Genomic DNA, 24,225 nt, shown 5'->3' on the forward strand with positions numbered 1-24,225 from the left:
GATGTTCATCGATCACAGCGGCCGCGGGCCGCGCCCGTGGCATACGACGGTGGCCGGTCTGGCGATGATCACGCTGGTCGCGGTGCTGCTGGGCCTGCTCGGGCTGCGCTACACCGGCCGGTTCGAGGACCGGGTGGCAGTCGACGCGGTGCTCACCGGCACCGGTGACGGTCTGCCCGAACGCGCGGACGTGAAGTTCCGGGGCATGGTGGTCGGCGCGGTGACCGATGTGGCCGTGGTGGCCGCCGGGCAACGGCAGCAGGTCCGGATCGATCTCGATCCCCGGATCGCGCCGACCATTCCCGATACCGTGACCGCCCGGGTGATCCCGAACAACCTGTTCGGCGTCACCGGAATCGAACTCGTGGACAACGGTGCCGCGCCCGGTGGCTTGGCCGCGGGCGCGCAGATCCCCGAGGACACCAGCGCCGGCACCGTGCAGTTGCAGACGACACTCACCGTGTTGCGCAACGTGCTGGACAATATCCAGCCGGAGAAACTCGGCCGGGTCCTGGCCACCTTCTCCGAAGCGCTGGACCCCGGCGCCCGGGCGCCCGGTTCGACGATCGAGCGGTTGGACAAATGGGTGACCGAGGTCCGGCATATCGAGGGGGTCGGTGAGCTGCTCGGTGATCTGGGCCGGGCGACCACGGCGCTGAGCGAGTCGGCGCCCGAACTCGTGGGTGTGCTCTCGGAATCGGTGACCACCGCGCGCACCCTCACCGAACGCCGGGAAAACCTGATCACCATGCTCGCCAATGCCGGTGGCGCGGTGGATTCGGTGAACGAGCTGTTCGCCCGCAATCCCGACGCGGCCAAGGATCTGGTGCCCGGCCTCGACGGACTTTTCGGGTCGCTGGCGCAGGACCCGGAGGCGATCCCCACCGCGGTCGCAAACCTCAACGCGGCCCTGGGGAAGCTCTCGGGAGCGTTCGGCTGGGGCGCGCAACGGCAGATGCGCTGGAGCCTGGACGTATCGTTCACGCCGTTCCAGCAGTACACGGCGAAGGATTGCCCGCGCTACGGCGAAATGGCCGGTCCGCGCTGTGGCGGTCCCTCGGTGCCGCAGGTCGCGCCGCCGCAGGAGTATCCGCCGACGCTGCTGCCCGGCTGGGTCGAGGGGGCGGGACCGAAACCGCAGGCGCAGATTCCGGGGATACCCGCACCGGCGCAGGCTCCGGCCGTGCCGCTGCTGCCCGGGCTCCCGGCGCTACCCGGTCTGCCCGTCATCCCGGGCATCACCACGCCGCTGTTCCCCGCCGGCCCGACGGCGCCGGCAGTGCCCGGTCAACCGGCAGTGCCCGGTCAACCGGCAGTGCCGGCGGTGCCCGGCCAACCGGCTCCTGCCGGGGCGCCGATCGCGCAGTTGCGCGGTCACGCCGCCGTCGCCGCGCTGCTCGGCAGACAACCCACCGCGGCCGAACTGCTGCTGCTCACACCCGTGCTGGCGGGCGGCACGATCGATGTCTACTCCGACGGGGAGGCCTGATGCGCCTGGCGCGGACAATTGCCGGTTTCAGTATCTTCGCCGTGGTCGCGATCGTGCTGACCTTCACCATCTGGTCCACGCTGCAACGGTCGGTGCCGGGGGAGACCGAGACCTATTCGGCCACCTTCACCGATGTGATGGGGGTGCGGGTCGGTGACGATGTGCGCATGGCCGGGGTGCGGGTGGGCCGGGTCGATTCCCTCGAATTCGAGGACGACTACAAGGCCCGGCTGGTCCTGCGGATCGAGGCACGGCAGCGGCTCACCGATACCACCAAAGCGCTGGTGCGGTACCAGAACATGATCGGCCAGCGCTATATCGCGCTGTTGCCGGGACAGGAGAAGGGCACCGAGATACCGGCCGGTGCGCATATCCCGGTCGAGCGCACGGAACCGTCCTTCGATGTGTCGGCGCTGCTGTCCGGATTCGAACCGCTGTTCAGCGTGCTCCAACCCGACCAGGTCAATTCGCTGTCGGACACGCTGATCCAGGCTCTACAGGGTGACGGCGTCTCGCTGAGCGCCCTGATCACCCAGGCGGCGGAACTGGCGAACACCTTCGGGCAGCGCGACGAGATCCTCGGCGCGGTGATCACCAACCTCAGCAGTGTGATCGCCGGGCTGGCCAATCGCAGCCAGGAGTTGGAGACACTGATCACCCAGACGAGAGGCCTGATGGACGCGCTGTACGCCGAGGGCGAGACGTTGAAGAGTTCGGTGGACCAGGTGGCGTACTCCACCGATTCGCTGACCGCGCTGATCGGCTCGGTCAAACCCGATGTCGCTTCCGCCCAGGACCAGGCCACCACCGCGGTGGAACTGCTGCTGTTCAACGGCGCCGCCCTCGATCAGGCCGCGGTGGAATTGCCGAACGTACTCAACGGACTGGCCCGCTTCACCGGCTACGGCGCCTACGGCAACGCCTATATCTGCAATCTGGACGTCTCGCTGTGGGGGGTCCTGCTGCCGCCGGGCCTCTTCTCCCGGATCGGCGGAGATTCGCAGACGGAGGTGTGCCGCTGATGTCCCGGTTGCGTCGTCCGGCCTTCGCGAAGAACCGGTTCCTGTGGCAGGGGCTGCTCGCCGCCGCCGCGGTGGCCGCGCTGGTCGTCGGTTCGAGTGTGCTCTCCCAGTTGCGGCTCGGCGACAAGACCGTGACCGCGGAATTCGCGCAGGCCGCCGGAATGCGCCCGGGCGCGACGGTAGACGTTTCCGGGATCGAGGTCGGCGAGGTGCGTTCGGTACGCCTGGCCGGCGACCGGGTCGAGGTCGTGATGAGGATCAGCAGCGATATCCGGCTGGCCGACGACGCGCGTGCCGCGATAAAGATGTCGACCATTCTCGGCCGGATGCACATCGAACTGGTGCCCGGTTCGGGAAAGGAATCGGCGGACGGCCGGATCCCGCTGGCCGACACCTCGGTTCCGTACAACCTGGCCAAGGTCATCCAGGACCCGAAGTACACCTCGTCGTTCGAGCGGATCGAGCGCATCGATCCGGACAAACTGCGGCAGGCGCTGGACGTCTTCTCCCGGCAGATGGGTGATTCCCCGGAACTCGCGGTGACCGCGCTGGATTCGATCGGCGCGCTGGCGAAGGTGATCAATGCCCGGCGCGACGAGGTCGACACCCTGCTGCGGAGCATGGACCAGGTCTCCCAGCTGGTCGCCGACAACCAGAACAGCGTGCTGATGCTGCTCACCCGCGGTGAGGCGATCGGTAACGCGGTGGCCCTGCGCCAGGACCTGCTGCGCCGGCTGCTGGACAATGTCGCCGCGCTGTCGGGGCTGCTGCGCGATATGGGCCTGGAGAACAACGGGCAGCTCGGCCCGCTGATCCAGAACCTGAACACGATGACCCAGGGCCTGGAGAAGAACCGGGACAACCTGGATCGGCTCTACGAGATCCTGCCGGTCTCGCTGCGGCAGTTCAACAATGTGATCGGCAACGGACCCTACGCCGATGTGTGGGCGCCCTGGTTCCTGCCGGACAACTGGCTGTGCTTCGCACAGGTCGTACAGGGGTGTGGAAAGTGAACCTACGCATACTCGCGCGGGTGCTCGCGGCCGGTATCGCCGGACTGTGCGCGGCGGGCTGCTCGGTCCTGCCCGACAGTATCGCGGGACTGCCGGAACAATATCTGGGCGAACACGTCCGGATCAGCGCCGATTTCGAGAATGTGGCCGGCCTGTACGCCGGGAACGAGGTCGCGGTGCTCGGGGTGCCGGTCGGCCGGGTGGAGACGGTGACACCGCGCGGTAGCTACGTCGAGGTCACCATGGCCTTGGACAAGAACGTCGATGTACCCGCCGACGCCATGGCCGCGCTCATCTCGCCCCAGCTCATCACCAACCGGCACGTCGAACTCGCCCCCGCCTACAGCGGTACCGGCCCGAAACTCGCGAACGGGGCGCATATTCCGATCGAACGCACCCGGGTCCCGGTGGAACTGGACCGCATCCTGGACAATTTCGACCAGCTCGGCGCCGCGCTCAAAGGCGACAGCGAGGCCGGACCGCTGGCCAGCCGTGTGCTCTTCCCGCTGCTCGAGGGTAACGGCGACCGGTTGCGCGAAACCCTCGACGACCTGTCGGCCGCGTTCGAGGTGACCTTCGCCAACAAGGACCAGATCGCCAACACCATCATCGAACTGAACGAGATCACCCAGGTTGTCGCCCAGAACGATCAGACGGTGCGCGATTTCAGTGCCCGGCTCACCGAATTGGTACAGCTGATGGGGGATCAGTCGCCGGGCCTGCACGCGGTGCTGATCCAGTTGAACGATTTCGTGAACAACACCTCGACGCTGGTCGGGGAGAACCGCGACCAGCTCGCCGGGGCGTTGCAGCGGTTCGTCACCATCACCGCGCAGATGCGGGCCAACGCTCGTGGCCTGACCGAACTGGTGGACGTGGGTCCGCTGTTCTTCGAGAACCTCGCCAACGGCGTGAGTCACGAACACCAGGCGTTCCGCGTGCACGCGCTGCTGGACAAGGCACTGCTCGACAACGAGGTGCTGTCCACCTTCTGCGAACGGGTGCAGATGCGCTCCGACGGTTGCCGCACCGGCCGGATCCAGGATTTCGGTCCGGATTTCGGGATCACCGCCGCGCTGCTGGGGATGACGCGATGAAGAGGACGCACGCAAGGTTGGCGGTCCTGGTGACGGCGGCGGTGCTGGCCGTACCGGGGTGCGGTGCGCTGACGGTGCAGAACGTGCCCATGCCGGAACCGGGTATCGGCGGGCCGGGATACACCCTGCGCGTGCGGTTCGCCGACGCGCTCAACCTGCCCGACCGGGCCCATGTGAAGATCGGCGGCACCGATATCGGGGTGGTCACCGATATCTCCACCACCGATTTCGTCGCCGATGTGGACATGCTCATCCGGGAGGACATCCGGTTACCGCGCGGGACCACCGCGGAACTGCGGCAGGGGACGCCGCTCGGCGATATCTTCGTCGCCATGACCCTGCCCCGGGAGGAACCCGGCGCGGTGTCGCTGAGGGAAGGCGATGTGATCGATACCGATCACACCGGCGCCGGCGCCTCGGTGGAAGAACTCATGATGTCGGTATCGTTGCTGCTCAACGGTGGCGGGTTGAATCAGGCGGCGCGGATCACCGCCGAGATGGATTCGATGTTCGCGGGGCGGGCCCCTCAGCTGGGGCATCTGATCACCGAGATGACCCAGGTGCTGAGCGCGCTGAACAGCCGCACCGCCGATATCGACAGCGTGTTGCACGGGGTCGCCGCGCTCACCGGCGAACTCGCGGCGCGCAAACAGGAACTGGGTCTGGCCGCGGACACCTTCCCCGACCTGCTGGGTCTGGTGGCGGAGAACAACCGGGACATCACCTCGCTGATCCAGAAGATCTCGGTGACCATGTCGGCGCTGGGCGATTTCAGCGATACCACCGGCCCCGAGTTCATCAGCCTGTTCGACAGTATCCGGCGGCTCATGGGCGGTTTCACGGCGATGGGTGACAATCTGCGGCAGACCCTGGACGGTCTGCACGCGCTGTACCCGTCCCTGGAACAGTCCTTCGAGGGCCCGACCCTGGCCGTGGCGGCCCGGGTCTCCTACCTGAGCGTCGGCGCGCTGACCGATCCGTCGCGTAGTCGGCTGCCGGACGGATCGGATGCGCCGGCCTTCGTCGGCAGCCTCGCGCAGGTGCTGCAGAAGATCCAGGGCCGGCTGACCAGCCCGCCGCAGCCCGGCCCGGCGCCGCAGGAAGGTCCGCGATGAACATTCCGCTCTGGAACTGGCTGGTCCGGCATCGGGTCGGCGTGGCGAATCTCGGCCTGGTGGTGGTGCTGGTCGTGGGGTGCGGGTATCTGGGCACCCAGGTGCTGCGGATCGATCTGCTGCCCGGCAGCACCTACCGGGTGACGGTGGAACTGACCGGGTCCGGTGGTCTGCTCCCGGACAACGATGTCAATTTCCGCGGCTCCCGCGTGGGCCGGGTCGCCGATGTCCGGGTCTCGGAGACCGGGATCGAGGCCGTCGCCGAACTCGATTCCGCGATAGACATTCCGGTGGGCGGCACCGTGGTGGTCGGGCGGCTGTCGGCGGTGGGCGAGCAGTACCTGGATTTCCGGCCCGACGCCGATACCGGCCCCTACCTGCGCGACGGTGACCGGGTCGAGGTCGCGCGCACCCGGATACCGGTGACCACGCATTCGCTGCTGTCGAATATGAGCGCGATGATCAGCGGCCTCAATCCCGAGCGGCTCACGGTGATCGTCGACGAACTGGACAAGGCGCTGGCCGGGGGACCGGACCGGTTGCGCAATATGATCTCCGGCATCAGTCGTGCCATGGCGGGGCTGGAGGGTCTGCTGCCGCAGACGCGGCAACTCATCGAGAACCTCACCGTGATCGCCGACACCACCCAGTACGCCCAGCCCGACCTCGGTACCCTGACCGGCTCCGCGGGAGCGCTGTTCCAGCAGCTCACCGCGGCCGACCAGGAAGTGCGCCGGCTGCTGGATCTCGCCCCCGGGCAGCTGGCCACCGTGGGCGGTTTCGTCACCGAGACCACGGACCCGATCACGAACCTGGTCACCAACTTCGTGGCCATCACCCGGGCCGCGAAACTGCGGCAACCGGCGATCGCGGCGCTGTTCCCGGCCCTGCGGGCGGGTACCGCGGCGCTGAACGTGCCGGTACACGATGGCATCTTCCATACGCTGGTGGACATCTGGCCGCGACCCACCTGCGAGTACAACACGATTCCGCTGGTCCCGACCGAGCGTATGGCCGATACCCGGGTGCGTTTGTACAACTACTGTGTCACCGATGATCCGGCGTTGCAGGTGCGCGGTTCGGCCAACGCGCCCCGGCCGAATGTGCCCGACAACACCGCCGGACCACCGCCCGGCGTCAGCGGTGACGAGCTGTCCCGCCCGATTCCGGGCCGTTGAGGAGTAGACGAGCATGAGTGAGAACAAGGCCGTGGACAGCGACACCGGGGACACGGCGGACTCCGCGGCGGTGCACGAGGACGCCGCGTCGCCCGCCGCGAGTGCGGAACCCGCCGCGGACGCCCCGGCTCCGGCGCCGGGCGCCGGCGCGGAACGGTTGCGGAAGGACACCGGCGAGCAGCCGGACGCGGAGGGACCCGATACGGGTGCGCGGACGCCGCGCGCCGCGGTCCGGATCACCCGCCCGATGATCGCCGTTCTCGTCGCGGCCGCGATCGTGCTGCTGGCCGCCGTCGGGGCGGCCGGCTACCTGTACGTGCGGGAACAGGACAGATCCGAAACCCTGGCCGCGTACGAGGACGCGCGGCAGGCGGCCTGCCGTTACGCTCCGGTGCTCGCCAACTACGACGCGAAGAATCTGGACCCGTACTTCTCGGCTGTGGCGGCGGGCGCCACCGGCGACTGGAAGAAGGAATTCGAGACGACCACCGCCGAACTGCGGGAGGCGCTGGTCGCCGGCCAGGTGGTCTCCACGGCCGGTGATATCCAGTGCGCGGTGAAAACGGCCGACGCGGAGTCGGCCGAGACCGTCGTGGTGATCGGGCAGACCATCACCAGCCTGGGTACTCGAGGTCTGCCCGCGCCGGGACAGCTGAGCATGGTGATGCGGATGCAGAATATCGACGGGCACTGGCTGGTCGATCAGATGATCACCCCGCTAGCTCCCGGTCCGGCCTCGTGACCGGTACGGCGGCCGGGGCGTTCCCGCGTGACCCGGTGCTAGTCGGCGGCCCGGCCGTACAGGATCGTCCGCATCAGCAGGGCGACCCGCTCCTGTGAGGCGGTCGCGACCGTGCCGAACGCGCGGCCGAGGTCGACCACGAGGGCGAAGGCCGCGTGCACGAGGAAACGCGCCTGCGGGCCGGAGAGTTCGGGCCGCACCTGACGGACCAGCCGCGCCCATTCCTCCACACTCAACCGCTGCACATTGCGCAGGGCGGCGCGTTCCTCGGCGGGTACGTGCTGGAACTCGGTGTAGTAGACGAAAGTGAGTTCCCGTTCGGCGAACGAACCCTCGACGTACTGGCGGACAAGGGAATCCAGTGCCTCCCGGGGCCCGGCGGCTCCGGCCACCGCGGGACCGATCGCGCTCGACACCCGTTCGGCGGCGCGCCGGAAGGCGGCGGCCAGCAGATCGCTCTTACCGCGGTAGAAGCGGTATACCGCGGACGCCGCGGACAGGCCCGCCGCGGTGGCGATGTCCTCCACGCTCACATTCGGGTACCCGCGGGCGTGGAAGAGTTCCACCCCCTTGCGGAGCAGCAGTTCGTGCTTGAACGATTCCGGGATCTCCACCGGGCGGGCGGGTTCGACGTCCCCGGGCTCCGGGAGGGAGACCGCCGCCAGGTCCATGGCGGTGGAGACGAGGAGCCCGACAAGGGCTTTCGTGGGTAGCGTCGCGTGGTGATCGGCAATGCTCGTGATCACCGACAGCAGGGCCACCACCAGCACCTGGCGATCCTGACCGCGCAGTTGCGGACGGTAGGCGGCGAGCTGGGTACCCAGCGCCTCCAGCACCGCGTTCTGCTGGCCGTCCCGGATCTCGCGGTCCGCCGGTTCCAGGTAGCGGCCTTCCCAGCGCACCAGCGCCACGCTGGCCCGGTTGGCCACCGTGACCGCGCTGAGTGCTTCCAGCACCGTCCGCAACCGCTGCTCGGGCGGGGCCGCCGCGGCCTCGGCGTCGAGCCGTACCGATTCGGCCATGGCCTGGCCGACCCGTAGCGATTCCTCCTGGAACAGCGCGTACTTACTGGGGTAGTGGCGGTATAGGGCGGCGGAACTGATCCCGAGCCCGCCGGCGATGTCCTCCATGCTCACGCCGTGATACCCCAGCGACCCGAACGCGCTGGCCGCGGCCGCCGCGATCTGGGCGCGCCGATTCTTGGGCCGGCGCCGCACGGGACGCGCCGCCGCGGCACTCTCCTCGGTCCCGGTGGCGGCGTCGCTGCCCGGATCGTCGCGACCGTTCGCGCGCACCGGCGGCGCGGACGGCCGGACCCGGCGATTGTCGACGCTCATTCCGTAATCCTATCGTCGGGTAACCAGCGACAATGCCGCGCACCCCGCTCAGGGGCCGTTTCCGGGCGGCCGGTGCGCAGCACGGCCCGGGTTTCCGGCTCCTCATCGGGGCGGTCGCGGGTCCGCGGGCACGAGGACTCCCCGAGGGGGGAACACAACCATGGCACACACCGCCGTCACCGAACTCCGGATACGGAGTATCGCAGGGGTCGAAGTGACCGGTGATTCCGGTCCGGCGGCGCAGCCGGCCCGGGCGCGCGGCGAAACGTGTCCACTGACCGGGAACGCGACTGGGGCGACCCGGTGCCCCAGGTCACTATCGGCGCAGTCACACAACTCCGCTGGAACATGGAGGTTCCGATGCCGGATCTTGCACCGAACGGGCGACCCCAGCACGGCACAGACGAATACAGGCAGATCGAGGCGGCCGCTGCCCCGACCCGGTTCGCGCGCGGCTGGCACTGCCTGGGCCTGGCGAAACAGTTCCGGGACGGGCAACCGCACGAGGTCAAGGCTTTCGGCACCACGCTGGTGGTGTTCCGGTCCGAGACCGACGACACGCTGCACGTACTCGACGCGTACTGCCGGCACATGGGCGGCAATCTGGCCCACGGAACGGTCAAGGGCGATTCCATCGCCTGCCCGTTCCACGACTGGCGCTGGGGCGGTAACGGCAAGTGCACCGGGATCCCGTACGCCCGGCGGGTACCGCCGCTGGCCCGCACCCGGGCCTGGCCCACGCTGGAACGCAACGGTCAGCTGTTCGTCTGGCACGACCCGCAGGGCAGTAAACCCACCGACGAGGTGACCATCCCCGAGATCGAGGGCTACGGCACTCCGGAGTGGACCGACTGGACGTGGAACACCCTGCTGGTCGAAGGGTCGAACTGCCGCGAGATCGTGGACAACGTCGTCGATATGGCGCACTTCTTCTACGTCCACTACTCCTTCCCGCGCTACTTCAAGAACGTCTTCGAAGGGCATGTGGCGACCCAGTACATGCGGTCCACCCCGCGCGGCGATATCAATGTCGGCACCAACTACGACGATCCGCATTCCTCGCTGCGCTCGGACGCCTCGTACTTCGGCCCGTCCTACATGATCGACTGGCTGTGGAACGAGGCCCAGGGCATGACGATCGAGACGGTGCTGATCAACTGCCACTACCCGGTCACGTCGAATTCGTTCGTCCTGCAGTACGGCGCGATGGTGAAGAAACCCCAGGGCATGTCGGATGCCGACGCCGAGGCGATGGCGGCGCAGTTCGCGCGCGGTGTCGAGGTGGGTTTCGAACAGGACGTGAAGATCTGGAAGAACAAGGCGCCCATCGACAATCCGCTCCTCTCCGAGGAGGACGGGCCGGTGTACCAGCTGCGCCGCTGGTATCAGCAGTTCTACGTGGATGTCGAGGACGTCACCGAGGACATGACCAAACGGTTCGAATTCGAGATCGATACCGAACGCGCCGTCACCAGCTGGGAGGCGGAGGTCGCGGACAACATCGCCCGCGGTGCGGTACTCGACACCACCACCTGAACCCGAACATCCCTCGTGCGCGCCGGGTGAAGTACCCGGCGCGCGTTACCTAGGAACCCAACATGACCAGAGTTCTCGACAATCTCGCGGCGATCGCCGATCAGCTGCGCGACCAGGCCCCGGAAGCCGAACGCCTGGGCCGGCTGCCGGATTCGACCGCGAAACTGCTGAAATCGGCCGGCCCGATCCGGCTGTTGCAGCCGAAGAAGTACGGCGGATTCGAGGCCCATCCGCGGGAGTTCGCCGAATCGGTGATGTCCGCGGCGGCGCTGGATCCGGCCACCGGCTGGATCTGCGGCATCGTCGGGGTCCATCCGTGGCAGCTGGCCTTCGCCGATCCGCGGGTGCAGGAGGAAGTGTGGGGCGCCGACAACGACACCTGGATGGCGTCGCCGTACGCGCCGACCGGTATCGCCCGTCCGGTGGACGGCGGCTATATCTTCAACGGCCGCTGGCAGTTCAGTTCCGGCACCGACCACTGCGACTGGATCTTCCTCGGCGCCATGCTCGGTGACGAGCAGGGCGGTATCGCCGATCCGCCGACCATGCTGCACATGATCCTGCCCCGCGCCGACTACGAGATCGTCGAGGACTCGTGGAACGTGGTGGGTCTGAAGGGCACCGGTTCCAAGGACATCGTCGTGAAGGACGCGTTCGTGCCGTCCTACCGGGTGATGAACGGGGACCATGTCATCGACGGCACCGCGCAGCGCGAATACGGAGTCACCGAGACGCTGTACAAGATGCCGTGGTCGACGATGTTCCCGCTGGGGATCAGCGCGGCGGTCATCGGGATCGCGGAGGGCGCGCTGGCCGCGCACCTGGACTACCAGCGCGGCCGGGTGGGCGCGCAGGGGACGGCGGTCAAGGACGATCCGTACGTGCTGTTCGCGATCAGTGAGGCCGCCGCCGATATCAATGCCGCACGCCAGGAACTGCTGGCCAATGTGGACCGGATCTGGGGCATTGTCGAATCCGGCGGCGAGGTGGATTTCGCGCTCCGCGCGGCCGGGCGCCGTACTCAGGTGCGGGCGGCCTGGCGGGCGGTGATGGCGGTGGACCAGATCTTCGCCCGCTCCGGCGGTAACGCGCTGCGGATGGACAAACCACTGCAGCGGTACTGGCGCGATGCCCACGCCGGCCTCAACCACGCCATCCACGTACCGAGCACCGTGTACCACGCCTCGGCGCTGAGCTCGATGGGATTCGATCCGGCCGAGCATCTGCGCTCGATGATCTGACCGCCCGGGGACGAGAAGAACGACAGGAACGACAATGACCGATATCAAGAGCCTCGGCTACGTACAGATCCAGACCACGGATCTGGAGCGCTGGCGGCAGTTCGCCTTCGACGTACTCGGCTTCGCCGAGGGCTCGGGACCCGACGAGAACGCTCTCTACCTGCGGATGGACGAACGAGCCGCGCGAATCGTGGTGGTCGCCGGGGAAACCGACCAGGTGGTGCGGATCGGCTGGGAGGTCCGCGACCACGCGGCGCTGCGGCGGGTGCGCGAGACCGTGTCGAAGGCGGGCATCACGGTGGAGTCGCTGTCGCAGGCCGACGCCGACGCCCGCCGGGTGGAGGAGGCGATCACCTTCACCGATCCCGCCGGCGCCACGCTCGAGGTGTTCCACGGCCCCGTGCTCGACCACAGCCCGGTGGTGACCCCGTTCGGTGCCCGGTTCGTCACGGGTGCCCAGGGGCTGGGGCATGTGGTGCTGCCGACCATGGACCTGGGCGGTGCGTTCGAGTTCTACACCGAGGTGCTCGGGTTCCTGCCGCGCGGCGCGTTCCGGGTGCCGGCGCCGCCGGAGTTCGGGCCGGTGCGGATCCGTTTCCTGGGCGTGAACGAACGCCACCACAGCCTGGCGCTGTGCCCCGCGCCGCACGGCGGCGCGCCCGGGCTGGTGCACATCATGGTGGAGGTCGATTCGCTCGACGCGGTGGGGCAGGCGCTGGACCGGGTGGCGAAGGACGGGTTCTCGGTGTCCTCGACGCTGGGCCGGCACACCAACGACAAGATGGTGTCGTTCTACGTGCGGGCTCCCGGCGGCTGGGATATCGAATTCGGGACCGACGGGATGAAGGTCGACGAGAAGTACTACACCGCGGAGGAGATCACCGCGGACAGCTACTGGGGCCACGACTGGTCCGGGAGCGAACCACTGGCGGCGATGTAAGCGCGGCGGAGCCGAGGCCTCGGACGGGCCTCGGCTCTTCGCGTGTGTCTTCGGATCGGCGGGCGGAGTCGCCCGGTCGGCCCGGTGTGGAAATGGTCGGAGCGGCCCCTCGGGCCGGGTTCATCACCCGGTTCGGGGGGCCGTTCGTGATTTTCGGCCAACCTTCGCGATTCGTGTGACAGCTGCCACAAGGGGATGCTACTAATAGGAATATGCCTATTCGGCATATTCGATTGGGCATCAGCTCGTAGACCCAATGGAGGGCTCATGACTATCCAGGCCGACGCCGCCACCCCGAGCGCTGTGCTCGACCGCGTCTCGCTGGTTCTCGACGCGTTCGAGGGCCCCGGTCGCCTCACGCTCGCGCAGATCGTGCGCCGCACCGGGCTACCCCGGTCCTCGGCGCACCGCATCCTGGAGCGGCTGGTCCAGCTGCGCTGGCTGCGGCGCGACGGCCGGGACTACGAACTGGGCCTGCGGCTGATGGAACTGGGCTCGCTGGCCGTGCACCAGGACCGGCTGCACCGCGCCGCCGTGCCCTTCCTGCACGAACTGCACCGCACCACCGGATACGTGGTGCACCTCGCCGTGCTCGACGGTACGGACGTGGTGTACCTGGACAAGGTCGGCGGACGGCTGGCGGGCGCGGTACCGACCCGGGTCGGGGGCCGCCAGCCCGCGCACTGTACGGCGGTGGGCAAAGCGATCCTCGCCTACGCCGACGGGGAGCGCGGCAATGTGTTCGGCGCCGGGCCCGTGCGGCCCAAGACGCGGTACTCCATCGCCACGGCGGCGCAACTGCGGGCCGAACTGGCCAAGGTCCGCGCGCACGGGATCGCCTTCGAACGCGAGGAATCACTGGCCGGATTCGGATGCGTGGCCGCGCCGGTCGGGGAGATCGGGCAGGCGGTGGCCGCGGTATCGATCTGCGGGCCGGTGGACCGGATGAGTTTCGACCACCGCGCGGCCGCACCGGTGCGGATGACCGCGCTGGGAATCTGGCGCAATGTCGAGGACGGCCGGGTCCGGGTGCACCCGACCCTGCAGCAGGCGCGTCCCCTGGGCACGGTGCCGCGGCCCCGGCCCACGGCGGCGTTGCAGTACGTCTGACCGGTGGCGCGCTACCCGAGAAGCCCGGCCGGACCGGTCACCTTCCGGTGCCGGAACCGTCGCCGGTAGCGGAGACGTGGTCGGTCAGTGGCCGGCCTGACGGCGCTCACCCAGTCTGCGCATCAGCGCGACCAGGCCCAGACCGAACGCGGGCGCCAGATCGGCGCCGCGGGCCAGCGCACCGCGCCATCGGGGCATCACCCGGAATATCTGGTGACTGTCCATCAACGCCAGACCCGCCCGGGCGACGGCGTCCTCGTCCATGGGCTTCGGGCCGGCGAACAGCAGCGCCGCGCCGGGGTCGGCCGCCCGTGCGGTCACCATGCGGGTCCCGACCACATCGGGGCACAGGGCGCGGACCCGGATGGGTAGCCCGGCGTGCCGGAGGTCGCCCTGTACGGAGGTCGTGTAGGACAGGACGGCCGCCTTGGTCGCGGCGTACAGCGCGAGACCCGGGACGGGAGTGAGCGCCGAGAGCGACGCGACATTCAGCACGACCCCGCCCGCCTGCCCCATCTGCGTGATCGCGGCCGCGGACCCCGCCACGACACCGCGGATGTTCACGTCCAGGATGGTGGCGATCTCCTCGTCCGGATGATTCCAGGCGTCGCCCGCGAAGAGCACTCCGGCGTTGTTCACCCAGATCGCCAGGCGCCCCAGCGCGGCGGCCCGGGTGGCGATCTCACGATGCCCGGCGATATCGCGGACATCCTGCTCGAGCCCGACCGCGCCCCGGCCGATCTCGGTGGCGGCGCGCCGGGCGGCGTCACCGTCGATATCGGTGAGCACGACCAGATGGCCGGCATCGGCGAGCCGGCGAGCGAAGGCCGATCCGATACCGCGGCCGGCGCCGGTGACAACTGCTGTGGTGGTCATGGCGAGACGCTAGGCCGTAGGCACCGTCGACCGCCAGTACCCGTTCGGGACAGCGTGCGCACGGAACGCTTCGCGACCCGCTGGCCCGCACTGCGGTCGCTGCCGACCGGCGCCGAGTTCGGATCGTCCAGGCCGGCGGGCGTCACCGGTTCTGGAGGCCGACCAGTATCAGCCCGGCGCCGACGAAACCGGTGACCGTGCGCGCGTGGTTCCACGCCGTCCAGGTCGAGAAGTACGCCTGCCATTCGCGCGCGGCGTCGGCCATCGACAGTCCCTCCGGGTTCACGCTGTCCAGATGGTTGTTCAGCGGCACATTGAAAGCCATCGTGATCACCGCGCCGAGGATCACGAAGAACGCGCCGGCCAGCACCCACCGGATGCCGGGCTGATTCCACCGCGTCACCGCGATCACGCCGGCCACCAGCGCCAGGATGGCGGCACTGAAGTACCCCAGCAGAAATGCCGGGTTGGTGTTCGCGTCGGCGTTGATGCCGCGCATCGCCGTGATGGCGTCGAGGGGGCCGGTGCGGTCCAGTCCGCGCATGACAGAGGTGGAGAACACGTAGTTCATTCCGCCGAAGGCGGCACTTGCGAGGGCGGTGAGGGACGTCAGGATCACGAACGGGCTCGTATTCATGATCAGAAGTCAAGCGGAGGAAGCGAACACCCTCCATCGTTCAGAGTCCCGGCTCCATACGCGTGCGTCTACGCCCGCCCGTACGCCACAGGCTTCGTTTCGCCACGGGGCGACCGCCGAGTCCGGTGAGCGGTCGATCGCGAAGGCCGCTCGGTCGAGTTCACCCGCACCTCATCGGGCCGTGCGCGAGGACGACCCGCGCCGATGTACGGGATGTCGATCTTGCCCAGGGCGGCCCGGAACGGGAGCGGGTCGCGCTGCCCGGAGTTCAGGTCATCGGCCACAACGACCCGGGAACTACACCTGGCGGGCCGGGACCGCGGCGCGCACCATCTCCCAGATCTCCTCGCGCGCGGTCCGGGTGACCGCGAGCGCCGGGATCGTCAGGAACCCGTGGAACAGTCCGTCGTAACGACGGTGACGTACCGCGACACCGGCGTCCGCGAGCAGTCGGGCGTAGGTGTCGCCGGACGAGCAGGGTGGGTCGAGTTCGGCGGTGATCACCACCGCGGGCGGTAACCCGGCCAGGGTGTCGGCGCGGGTCGGTACCAGGCGGGCGTCCGCGGTGCCGTGTGGTGCGTACTGCTGCCAATACCAGCGCATCGCCGCGGCGGTGTTGTAGTGCCCGCTGCCGTAACGCCGGTAGGACTCGGTGTCGAAATCGTCGTCGATCACCGGATAGAGCAACAGTTGCGCGGCGATCGGGGGCCCGGCCTGGTCGCGGGCCGCGAGGGCCACGGTGGCGGCCAGATTACCGCCGGCGCTGTCTCCGGCCACCACGAGCGCCGTGGGATCGCCGCCGTATTCGGCGGCGTGCCCGGCAGTCCAGACGAGCGCGGCGTACATATCCTCGTGCGCCGCCGGGGCAGGGTGTTCCGGGGCGAGCCGGTAGTCCACCGACACCACCACCGCGCCCACTCCCTCGGCCATCGCGCGGCAGAACTCGTCGTGGCTGTCCAGATCGCAGAATACGAAGCCGCCGCCGTGCGCGAACACGATCACCGGGAGCGCCGCGGCGTCGTGCCGGGGCCGGTAGACCCGGATCGGCAGCGGACCGCCCGGCCCGTCGATGGTCAGATTCCGGACGTCGCGCATGGCGGGCAGCCACTGCAGCGGTGCGCGGCGGGAGCGGATGATCGCCCGCAGTTCGGGCGCCGTCAGGGTGGTGACGTCCGGGAATCCGCTGTCCAGGGTGGCGAGCATCGAGGCCACCTCGGGAAGCAGTCCGGGTCGCGCATCGCGCACGGCTCCTGAATCCATCTGCGGCCTCCTCGATCTCGTGGCCGGTAGCTCGTCCGGCCCTGCGACTGATCGGGTCACCGTAGGTCGGTGGGCCCGCGGATGGAGTCGCGTCTCCCGGAGAGTGGGCCGGTCCCGGCCGGGCCCCCGCGCGCGGCCATACCGTGGCGCCATGGGTGCAGCGAAGGTCTACATCGTCGACCGGATCGAGACGATGCCCGGCCGCGCACGGGAGTTCGTGGACCGCTATCTCGCGGAGTACGTCCCGGGGGCGGTCGAGCGGGGGATGGTGCTCGACCGGATCCTGGTGGCGCCGCCGCTCTGGTTCGACGACCGGGCCAATACGGTCACCGTGACCTGGGAGCTCGACGGTCCCGCCGGATGGTGGGAGACGATCTGGCGCAGCCGGCCCGACCCGGAGCCGGCCCGGTGGTGGGCCGGCGTCGAGCACCTGATCGCCCGGCGGACCCGCGAGTCGGCCGCCGCGGCCGGCGATATCGAGGCGCTTGCCGATGTATGAGATCACCCGGCTGATCCATCTGGTCCCCGATGCCGCCTCCGGCACGCTCGAAACCCTGCTCGCCGAACTGCGGGCCGCGGCCGGTGCGGCGGTGGGCGGGTTGATCGAACCGACTCTGCCCGGGGTCCGCAACGGCGGCGATATCCTGCTGCGCCTGAGTTCCGCGGAGCCGGCGACCGGGCGAGCGGCGGCGTCCCGGCTGGCAGAAGTGTGCGGCCGGCCGGAGGTACTGCGCGTCGACGGGGCCGACCACGGTCCCGGCGTACACGGTGTGGCCGCGCCGCGCAGTCCGGGCACGGTGTACCGCACACTGCTGTTGCGCGTGGACCCGGCCACGCCCCCGCCGGTGCTGGCCGAATTCGAGGCCGACCTGCTGCGGATGCCCGGGCACATATCCACCATCCGGGCCTGGCGGTTGAGCCGGGCCCTCCGGGCCGAAGGCGCCGCGCGGTGGACGCACATCTGGGAGCAGGAGTTCAGCGACCTCGACGGTTTGACGGGTGCCTACCTCACGCATCCGGTGCACTGGGGTCTGGTGGACCGCTGGTTCGACCCGGAGTGCCCGGAGGCCGTCGTCCGGGACCGGATCTGCCACAGTTTCTGCGTCCGTACGGAACCGGTGCTGACCTGACCCCGGTCCGGTGGGCCGCTGATCCGGCTCGGTGCCGGCGACCGGCATCCGGGTGGGTGTCCGCTCCGGCTCGGTGCCGGCGATCGGCTTCCGGCGGTGTTTCCGCTGGACCCGAGCGGCGCCGACCCGGTACCCGGGATGGATGAGCGCGCACCCCGGCCTCGCCGCGGCCGCTGCGGGTCTCCCCGATGATCGACGGCCCCGCGCGCTGACGCGCTCCGGCATGGCGCGGAGGCGGCCGAATCTCAGCGCCGCCCGGGGTCCTCGTCCTTGACCCGCTGCTCGACCTCCCGCCACCGGCCCGGGGTGGGGTGTGGATAGTCGGCTCGTTCGTCGCGTTCGGCCGCCACCAGCGCGGACTCGGCCGCGTCGATATCGTCGATCAACTGCTGGGCGAGGTCGCGTTCGGCGGCGTAGTACCGCTGCGCCCACTGCAGCACGATCTGTGAGTACGCCCAGCCCGGCTCGGATTTCGCGGCCGCCGCGTCCACGGAGGCGCTGCGTTCCAACCGTTCGGCGTCGGCGATATGGTCGCGCAGGATCTCCTTGAGCCGGTCCGGCGAACTGAGATGACCGAACATGATCCGCAGCATCACATGATGTTTCAGCATCGGCGGGTCGACGGGCGCGCTGTTGCTCCAGGCGGTGACGGCGGCCCGTCCGGCCGGAGTGATCCGGTAGAGGCGGCGGCCGCGCATGGCATTGTCCGCGTCGACCCGCGAATGCGCGAACCCGTGCCGTTCCAGCTTCTTCAGTTCCGAGTAGATCTGGCTGTAGGAGGGGCTCCAGTAGAAATAGCGGATACTCCAGTCCGCCCATTTCTTCAGGTCGTACCCGGAGATCTCCTCTTCGTAGGAGAGCATGGCGAGCACCGCCCAGCTGGTCGGCGGCAGGTTGATCTGCGCCTGCTCGGGTTCGCTCGTCGTCATTCGCCGAATGCTATCAGTGGTCATATACCGGTCCGGCATATGACTACCGCCGAGGAGGCCGGGCACCGGAACCATCACCGGTCGACCAGGTCGAAACCCTTGTACTCGGCGGCCGCGACCTCGGCGATGATCTCGCCGTACACCCCGAAACCGCTCACGAACGGCATGAAGACCCGCGGTTTGCCCGGGATGTTCGCTCCCAGGTACCAGGAATTGGCCCGGGTCATCAGGGTGCCGGACGCCCGCTCGGCGCATTCGGCGACCCAGGCCGCGGCCGCGTCGGCGCGGGCCTCGAGGGCGGCGGCTCCACGCTCGTCGACGAACCCGATCGCCTCGGCCACCCAGTCCACATGCAGTTCCGAGTGCAACACCATATTGGCCAGTACCGACGGGCTGCCCGGGCCGGTGAGGTTGAACAGGTTGGGGAAGCCCGGCACACCGAGCCCCAGATAGTTCACCGGGCCCGCCGCCCACGCCTCGTTGAGCGTCCGTCCGTCGCGGCCGGTGATCGCGATTTTGGCGACCGAACCCGTCATCGCGTCGAATCCGGTGGCCAGCACCAGGGTGTCCAGCGGGAAGTACGACTCCGTGGTGTGCAGGCCGCCCGCGTCGATCCGTTCGATCGGAGTGGCGCGCAGATCCACCAGCTGCACGTTCTCCCGGTTGAAGGTGCGGTAGTAGTTCGTATCGGTGCAGATGCGTTTGGTGCCGATGGGATGGTCGCGGGGGATCAGCAGCTCGGCCACCCGGGGGTCGTCGAGCTCGGCGCGGATCTTCTCCTCCCAGAACAGCCGGGCGGTCTCGTTGGCGGCGGGATCGGTGAGCTGGTCGGGGAAGGTTTTGCTGAACAGCACACCGCCCAGCCGCCAGCGCTGCTCGTAGGCGGCGCGCCGCTCCGCCTCGCTCACCTCGAGGGCCGATTTCGGATGCGCCTGGTGCGGGGACCCGCCACCGCTGGCCATCGACGCTCTGCGCCGCTGCGCGTAGTTCGCCTTCTGTTCCCGCCGGAGTTCGTCGTCGAGCGCGGTGTTGCCCGCGGGCACGCTGTAGTTGGCGGTGCGCTGGAAGACGTGCAGCCGCGCCGCCTGTTCGGCGATCACCGGAATCGTCTGGATTCCCGAGGAGCCGGTGCCGATCACGCCGACCCGCTCGCCGGTCAGGTCGACGCCCTCGTGCGGCCAGGCCGAGGTGTGCAGCAGCCGCCCGGCGAAGGTGTCGAGGCCCTCGATCGCCGGGGTGTTGGCATTCGACAGCGGCCCGGTGGCCAGCACCACGAACCGGGCCGTGACGCGGCTACCGGTGTCGGTGTCCACCTGCCAGGTCAGCGACGCTTCGTCGAGCCGGAGATCGGTGACCCGGGTACCGAATTCGATATCGCGGCGCAGATCGAAACGGTCTGCCACGTGTTCGAGATAGGCCAGGATCTCCGGCTGCGCCGCGTACTTCTCGCTCCAATTCCATTCCTGCTGGAGGTCCTCGTCGAAGGAATACGAGTAGTCCACGCTCTCCACATCGCAGCGGGCGCCGGGATAGCGGTTCCAGTACCAGACCCCGCCCACGCCGTCGGCGGCCTCGAACACCCGCACCGTGAGGCCGCGGCTACGGAACCGGTGCAGCGCGTACAGCCCGGCGATACCCGCGCCGACGACCGCCACATCGACGCGGGTCCGGCCGGGTGACGAGGGTTTTCCGGGGTTCACAGTGCCTCCAACTGCTCGGGTGTCCGGTGCTCTGCAGCGACGGTAGGGACGGGCCGCGCCTCCGGGACGCCCGTCTCCCGCTGACCGGCACATTCACCGGATCGCGCCGGTTCTCCCGGTCACCGGGAGAACCGTTCGCCCGCGCCGGGCACCGGCCCTACCGTCGGCCTCGGCACGAGCCGGCAGCGCGAGGAGGCGGTGGAGCAGTGGTGGACTTCGACGACGAAGTGGATGTGCTGGTGGCGGGGTCCGGCGGTGGACTCGCCGGCGCCTACACCGCGGCCCGGGAGGGTTTGTCGGTCGCGGTGGTGGAGGCGACCGACAAATTCGGTGGTACCACCGCGTATTCGGGTGGTGGCGGGGTCTGGTTCCCGTGCAATCCCGTGCTGGTGCGCGCCGGTACCGACGACACGCTCGACGACGCGCTCACCTACTTTCGCGCGGTCGTGGGCGACCGCACCCCGGACGAACTGCAGGAAACCTTCGTGCGCCGCGGTCGCGACCTCATCGAATACCTGGAGAGCGATGAGCGTTTCGAATTCCAGATGTATCCGTGGCCGGACTATTTCGGCGCGGCCCCGAAAGCGCGGACGGACGGACAGCGCCATATCGTCCCCGTCCCGTTGCCCGCGGCCGAACTGGGCGACCTGCGCGACCAGCTGCGCGGCCCATTGGACACCGACCGGCTCGGCGCCGAACCGCCGGAACTCCTGATCGGCGGGCAGGCGCTGATCGGTCGTTTCCTGCGCGCTCTGGCGGCCTATCCGGACGTCCGGCTGTATCGCAACGCGGCACTCACGGAGTTGATCGTCGAGGACGGCGCGGTGATCGGCGCGCGCGTCGAACGGCCCGACGGCCCGATCGCGATCCGGGCCCGGCGCGGGGTGATCCTGGCGGCGGGCGGGTTCGAGGGCAACGACGAGATGCGCCGCCACTACGGGGTGCCCGGCGCCGCCCGCGACACCATGGGTCCGCCCGGCAACCAGGGAAAGGCGCACCGGGCCGGTATCGCCGCCGGAGCCGATACCGATCTCATGGATCAGGCGTGGTGGTCGCCCGGACTCACCCATCCCGACGGGCGGTCGGCCTTCGCGCTGTGGTTCACCGGCGGCATCTTCGTCGACCAGGACGGTAAGCGGTTCGTCAACGAGTCCGCGCCCTACGACCGGCTCGGCCGGGCGGCCATCGACCGGCTGCGCGCCGGGGAGATGACCCTGCCGTTCTGGATGGTCTACGACGACCGGGACGGAGTCAGGCCGCCGGTGCAGGCCACGAATGTGTCGATGGTCGAGACCGAGAAGTACGAGGCCGCCGGGTTGTGGCATACCGCCGAGACGCTGGAAGAGCTGGCCGCGGCCATCGGTGTGCCCGCGGCGAACCTCGTCGAGACCGTGCAGCGCTACAACGCGCTGGTCGCCGCGGGTGCCGATACCGATTTCGGCCGCGGTGACGAGGCCTACGACCGGGCGTTCTCCGAGGGTGAGCTGCCGCTGGTGCCGATCGAGCGGGGGCCCTTCCACGCTGCCGCCTTCGGCCTGTCCGACCTCGGCACCAAGGGTGGTCTGCGGACCGATCGCGCCGCCCGGGTGCTGGACCGCTACGCGACGCCGATCCCGGGCCTGTACGCCGCGGGCAACACGATGGCCGCGGTCAGCGGCACCGTCTACCCCGGTGGCGGTAACCCGATCGGCGCCTCGATGCTGTTCGCCCACCTCGCCGTACTCGACATCCTCGGCCGTTGACGCCGCGCGCCGTGCCCGCGGTCGCGGGCCGGTTCTCGGCCCCCGATCAGAACAGGAACCCACCGATGCCCGAACCCGAACAGATCCGCGCGACCGTGCACCGCTACCTCGACGCCGTGGCGACCGGGACCGCGGCCGATATCGCCGCCCTCTACGACGAGAACGCCACCCTGGAAGATCCCGTGGGCAGTCCGTCGCACACCGGCCGCGCGGCCATCGAGAAATTCTACGGGAACCTCGAATCCGCCCGTCGCAGTACGGAACTGCTGACCCTGCGGGTGAGCGGCGACAGTGCCGCGTTCGGTTTCCGGGTGGTCACCGAGACCGGTGAGCAGACCATCACCGTCGAACCCATCGACGTCATGACCTTCGACGAGCACGCGCGGATCACCAGTATGTGCGCGTTCTGGTCGGCCGAGGACATCAGCTTCGGCTGAGTTCGACCGCAACGAGAAAAGAGATATCCGTGTCCCCTACCGAACAGCACTGGGATCACGAAGTGGGTTTCCTGGTCGTGGGCAGCGGCGCCGGCGGCCTCACCGGCGCGCTGGCCGCCGCGGACCGGGGTGCGGACACCCTGGTCATCGAGAAGGCCGGCTACTACGGCGGCAGTACGGCGCTGTCCGGTGGCGGGATCTGGGTACCGAACAACCCGGTGCTGCTGCGTGAGGGTCTGGGTGATGCCCGCGCCGATGTGCGCGCCTACCTGGACGCCGTGGTCGGTGACCGGGTGCCCTCGGCCAATCTGGACGCGTTCATCGACCAGGGCCCGGCAATGCTGGAATTCCTGGAGAGCAGCGGCCCGCACCTGCGTTTCCAGTGGTGCACCGGCTATTCCGACTACCACCCGGAAGCCCCCGGTGGCCGGCCGGCCGGCCGGTCGATCGAACCGCTGCCGGTGGATCTGCGTGAACTCGGCGCCGACGAGCCCTACCTCCGCCCGGCCGCGCTCGCCACCCCGCCCGGGTTGTTCATCACGTCCAAGGATTTCGTCCAGCTGAACATGGTGACCCGGACCTGGAAGGCCCGCTGGACCGCGCTGCTCACCGGTTTGCGGGCAGTGAAAGCCGTGATGCTGCGGCGGCATATGGACACTCTCGGTCGCGCCCTGATCGCCCGGCTGCGCCTGGCCCTGCGCGACGCCGGGGTCCCGCTGTGGCTGAACACCGCGATGCGGTCGCTGATCACCGACGAAACAGGTGCGGTGCTGGGTGTGGTGGCCGAACGCGGCGGCCGGGAGATAAGGATCCGGGCCCGGGACGGAGTGTTGCTCGCGACCGGCGGTTTCGAATACAACCAGGCGCTGCGCAAACAGCATCTGCCCGCCGGGGCCCGCGACAATTTCAGCGCCGCCTCCGCCGACAACACCGGTGACGGGATCGTGGCCGGGGAACGCGTCGGCGCCGCGGTCGATCTCATGGACGACGCCTGGTGGATGCCGTCGTTCCAACGGCCCGACGGCATCAACCAGGTCCTGGTGTCGGAGCGATCCATACCCCGGTCGATCATCGTGAACGGTTCCGGCGTCCGGTTCACCAACGAGGCCGCCCCCTATGTCACCTTCGTGCACGCGCAGCTGGCGGGCGGTCACGACCCGGCGTGGCTGGTGTTCGACGGCAGAGCCAAGAACCGCTACCCCATAGGCGGGATCATGCCGGGACAGAAGTTCCCGGCGGACTGGTTGTCCTCGGGGCTGGTGCGCAGCGCGGCCACCGTCGGTGAACTCGCGGACGCGATCGGCGTGCCCGCGGCGGCCCTGGAGGCGACCGTGCGCCGGTACAACGACGCCGCGCGTACCGGCCGCGATACCGACCACGGGCGCGGCGAGAGCGCCTACGACAACTACTACGGCGACCCGACCCTCCCGCAGCCCACCCTCGACGTACTCGATCGAGCACCGTTCTACGCGTTGCGAATCCGCATCGGTGACCTGGGTACCAAGGGCGGGCTGGTGTACAACGAGAACGCGCAGGTCCTCCGTGCCGACGGCGCCGTGATCACCGGCCTGTATGCGACGGGCAACACCTCCGCCGCGGTCATGGGCACCGATTACGCGGGTGCCGGCGCCACCATCGGACCCGCCATGGTGTTCGGCTATATCGCCGCCCGCCACGCCGCGACGAAGGAGTGA

Annotated in this window: 22 protein-coding genes; 16 read left to right on the top strand and 6 right to left on the bottom strand. The window is 69.1% G+C overall.

From position 1 onward, the window contains the following. Position 1: 1 nt before the first annotated feature. The 7 genes from ABZV91_RS12725 to ABZV91_RS12755 are packed head-to-tail and all read left to right on the top strand — an operon-like array spanning position 2 to position 7,656. On the top strand, positions 2 to 1,489 hold the full coding sequence (locus tag ABZV91_RS12725; RefSeq protein ID WP_355239686.1) for an MCE family protein: 1,488 nt from the start codon (positions 2 to 4) through the stop codon (positions 1,487 to 1,489). Continuing rightward, positions 1,489 to 2,511 (top strand): MlaD family protein, encoded by a 1,023-nt coding sequence (locus tag ABZV91_RS12730; RefSeq protein WP_355239689.1) that lies wholly within the window; start codon positions 1,489 to 1,491, stop codon positions 2,509 to 2,511. Before ABZV91_RS12725 ends, ABZV91_RS12730 begins: the two co-directional genes overlap by 1 nt. Next, a complete protein-coding gene (locus ABZV91_RS12735) occupies positions 2,511 to 3,524 on the top strand; it encodes an MCE family protein (protein WP_355239692.1) in 1,014 nt (337 codons plus the stop codon). The genes ABZV91_RS12730 and ABZV91_RS12735 overlap by 1 nt, the downstream gene beginning before the upstream one ends. After that, entirely contained in the window at positions 3,521 to 4,621 is a 1,101-nt protein-coding gene (locus ABZV91_RS12740; protein WP_355239695.1) for an MCE family protein, read from the top strand. The genes ABZV91_RS12735 and ABZV91_RS12740 overlap by 4 nt, the downstream gene beginning before the upstream one ends. Next, on the top strand, positions 4,618 to 5,736 hold the full coding sequence (locus ABZV91_RS12745) for an MCE family protein (protein WP_355239698.1): 1,119 nt from the start codon (positions 4,618 to 4,620) through the stop codon (positions 5,734 to 5,736). Before ABZV91_RS12740 ends, ABZV91_RS12745 begins: the two co-directional genes overlap by 4 nt. After that, positions 5,733 to 6,914: an MCE family protein gene (locus ABZV91_RS12750; RefSeq protein ID WP_355239701.1), complete on the top strand. Its 1,182-nt coding sequence runs from the start codon at positions 5,733 to 5,735 to the stop codon at positions 6,912 to 6,914. Before ABZV91_RS12745 ends, ABZV91_RS12750 begins: the two co-directional genes overlap by 4 nt. A 13-nt stretch (positions 6,915 to 6,927) precedes the next feature. Beyond that, positions 6,928 to 7,656: a hypothetical protein gene (locus ABZV91_RS12755; protein WP_355239703.1), complete on the top strand. Its 729-nt coding sequence runs from the start codon at positions 6,928 to 6,930 to the stop codon at positions 7,654 to 7,656. A gap of 38 nt (positions 7,657 to 7,694) precedes the next feature. On the opposite strand, the gene ABZV91_RS12760 is transcribed toward ABZV91_RS12755, so the two are convergent. Continuing rightward, complete coding sequence (locus ABZV91_RS12760; protein ID WP_355239706.1) at positions 7,695 to 8,993, bottom strand: TetR/AcrR family transcriptional regulator; 1,299 nt, start codon at positions 8,991 to 8,993, stop codon at positions 7,695 to 7,697. 360 nt (positions 8,994 to 9,353) lie between these two features. Between ABZV91_RS12760 and ABZV91_RS12765 the strand changes: the two genes are divergently transcribed. The 4 genes from ABZV91_RS12765 to ABZV91_RS12780 all read left to right on the top strand — a co-directional run bounded on the left by ABZV91_RS12765 (position 9,354) and on the right by ABZV91_RS12780 (position 13,820). Beyond that, complete coding sequence (locus ABZV91_RS12765; RefSeq protein ID WP_355239709.1) at positions 9,354 to 10,529, top strand: Rieske 2Fe-2S domain-containing protein; 1,176 nt, start codon at positions 9,354 to 9,356, stop codon at positions 10,527 to 10,529. Positions 10,530 to 10,591: 62 nt separating this feature from the next. Then, the gene (locus ABZV91_RS12770) at positions 10,592 to 11,770 is read left to right on the top strand and encodes an acyl-CoA dehydrogenase family protein (RefSeq protein ID WP_276086150.1); all 1,179 of its coding nucleotides are present in this window, start codon (positions 10,592 to 10,594) and stop codon (positions 11,768 to 11,770) included. Positions 11,771 to 11,804: 34 nt separating this feature from the next. Further along, positions 11,805 to 12,710, top strand: a complete 906-nt coding sequence (bphC, locus tag ABZV91_RS12775; RefSeq protein WP_355239713.1) for a biphenyl-2,3-diol 1,2-dioxygenase — start codon at positions 11,805 to 11,807, stop codon at positions 12,708 to 12,710. Positions 12,711 to 12,983: 273 nt separating this feature from the next. Beyond that, positions 12,984 to 13,820 carry an IclR family transcriptional regulator gene (locus ABZV91_RS12780; protein WP_355239770.1) on the top strand — a complete coding sequence of 279 codons (837 nt, stop codon included), beginning with the start codon at positions 12,984 to 12,986 and terminating at the stop codon, positions 13,818 to 13,820. 84 nt (positions 13,821 to 13,904) lie between these two features. Here the strand turns inward: ABZV91_RS12780 and ABZV91_RS12785 are convergent, their stop codons facing one another. The 3 genes from ABZV91_RS12785 to ABZV91_RS12795 form a co-directional block, all read right to left on the bottom strand. After that, positions 13,905 to 14,696 (bottom strand): SDR family oxidoreductase, encoded by a 792-nt coding sequence (locus ABZV91_RS12785; RefSeq protein ID WP_355239716.1) that lies wholly within the window; start codon positions 14,694 to 14,696, stop codon positions 13,905 to 13,907. A gap of 142 nt (positions 14,697 to 14,838) precedes the next feature. Further along, positions 14,839 to 15,333, bottom strand: a complete 495-nt coding sequence (locus ABZV91_RS12790) for an anthrone oxygenase family protein (protein ID WP_355239719.1) — start codon at positions 15,331 to 15,333, stop codon at positions 14,839 to 14,841. 297 nt (positions 15,334 to 15,630) lie between these two features. Further along, on the bottom strand, positions 15,631 to 16,593 hold the full coding sequence (locus tag ABZV91_RS12795; RefSeq protein WP_355239722.1) for an alpha/beta hydrolase: 963 nt from the start codon (positions 16,591 to 16,593) through the stop codon (positions 15,631 to 15,633). A gap of 151 nt (positions 16,594 to 16,744) precedes the next feature. Between ABZV91_RS12795 and ABZV91_RS12800 the strand changes: the two genes are divergently transcribed. Both ABZV91_RS12800 and ABZV91_RS12805 read left to right on the top strand, forming a co-directional pair. Further along, on the top strand, positions 16,745 to 17,092 hold the full coding sequence (locus ABZV91_RS12800) for a hypothetical protein (protein WP_355239725.1): 348 nt from the start codon (positions 16,745 to 16,747) through the stop codon (positions 17,090 to 17,092). Further along, positions 17,085 to 17,723: a Dabb family protein gene (locus tag ABZV91_RS12805; RefSeq protein ID WP_355239728.1), complete on the top strand. Its 639-nt coding sequence runs from the start codon at positions 17,085 to 17,087 to the stop codon at positions 17,721 to 17,723. Before ABZV91_RS12800 ends, ABZV91_RS12805 begins: the two co-directional genes overlap by 8 nt. A 245-nt stretch (positions 17,724 to 17,968) precedes the next feature. Here the strand turns inward: ABZV91_RS12805 and ABZV91_RS12810 are convergent, their stop codons facing one another. Continuing rightward, complete coding sequence (locus ABZV91_RS12810; RefSeq protein ID WP_355239730.1) at positions 17,969 to 18,652, bottom strand: PadR family transcriptional regulator; 684 nt, start codon at positions 18,650 to 18,652, stop codon at positions 17,969 to 17,971. Between the two features lie 74 nt (positions 18,653 to 18,726). After that, entirely contained in the window at positions 18,727 to 20,352 is a 1,626-nt protein-coding gene (locus ABZV91_RS12815) for an NAD(P)/FAD-dependent oxidoreductase (RefSeq protein WP_355239733.1), read from the bottom strand. A gap of 206 nt (positions 20,353 to 20,558) precedes the next feature. On the opposite strand from ABZV91_RS12815, the gene ABZV91_RS12820 reads away from it, so the two are divergent. From ABZV91_RS12820 to ABZV91_RS12830, 3 genes are all read left to right on the top strand, one after another. Then, positions 20,559 to 22,094: an FAD-binding protein gene (locus ABZV91_RS12820; protein WP_355239736.1), complete on the top strand. Its 1,536-nt coding sequence runs from the start codon at positions 20,559 to 20,561 to the stop codon at positions 22,092 to 22,094. A 65-nt stretch (positions 22,095 to 22,159) separates the two neighbouring features. Beyond that, a complete protein-coding gene (locus tag ABZV91_RS12825; RefSeq protein ID WP_355239739.1) occupies positions 22,160 to 22,531 on the top strand; it encodes a nuclear transport factor 2 family protein in 372 nt (123 codons plus the stop codon). A gap of 29 nt (positions 22,532 to 22,560) precedes the next feature. Continuing rightward, complete coding sequence (locus ABZV91_RS12830; protein ID WP_355239741.1) at positions 22,561 to 24,225, top strand: FAD-binding protein; 1,665 nt, start codon at positions 22,561 to 22,563, stop codon at positions 24,223 to 24,225.

It is taken from the genome of Nocardia sp. NPDC004568 (assembly GCF_040609955.1).
Taxonomy (GTDB): domain Bacteria; phylum Actinomycetota; class Actinomycetes; order Mycobacteriales; family Mycobacteriaceae; genus Nocardia.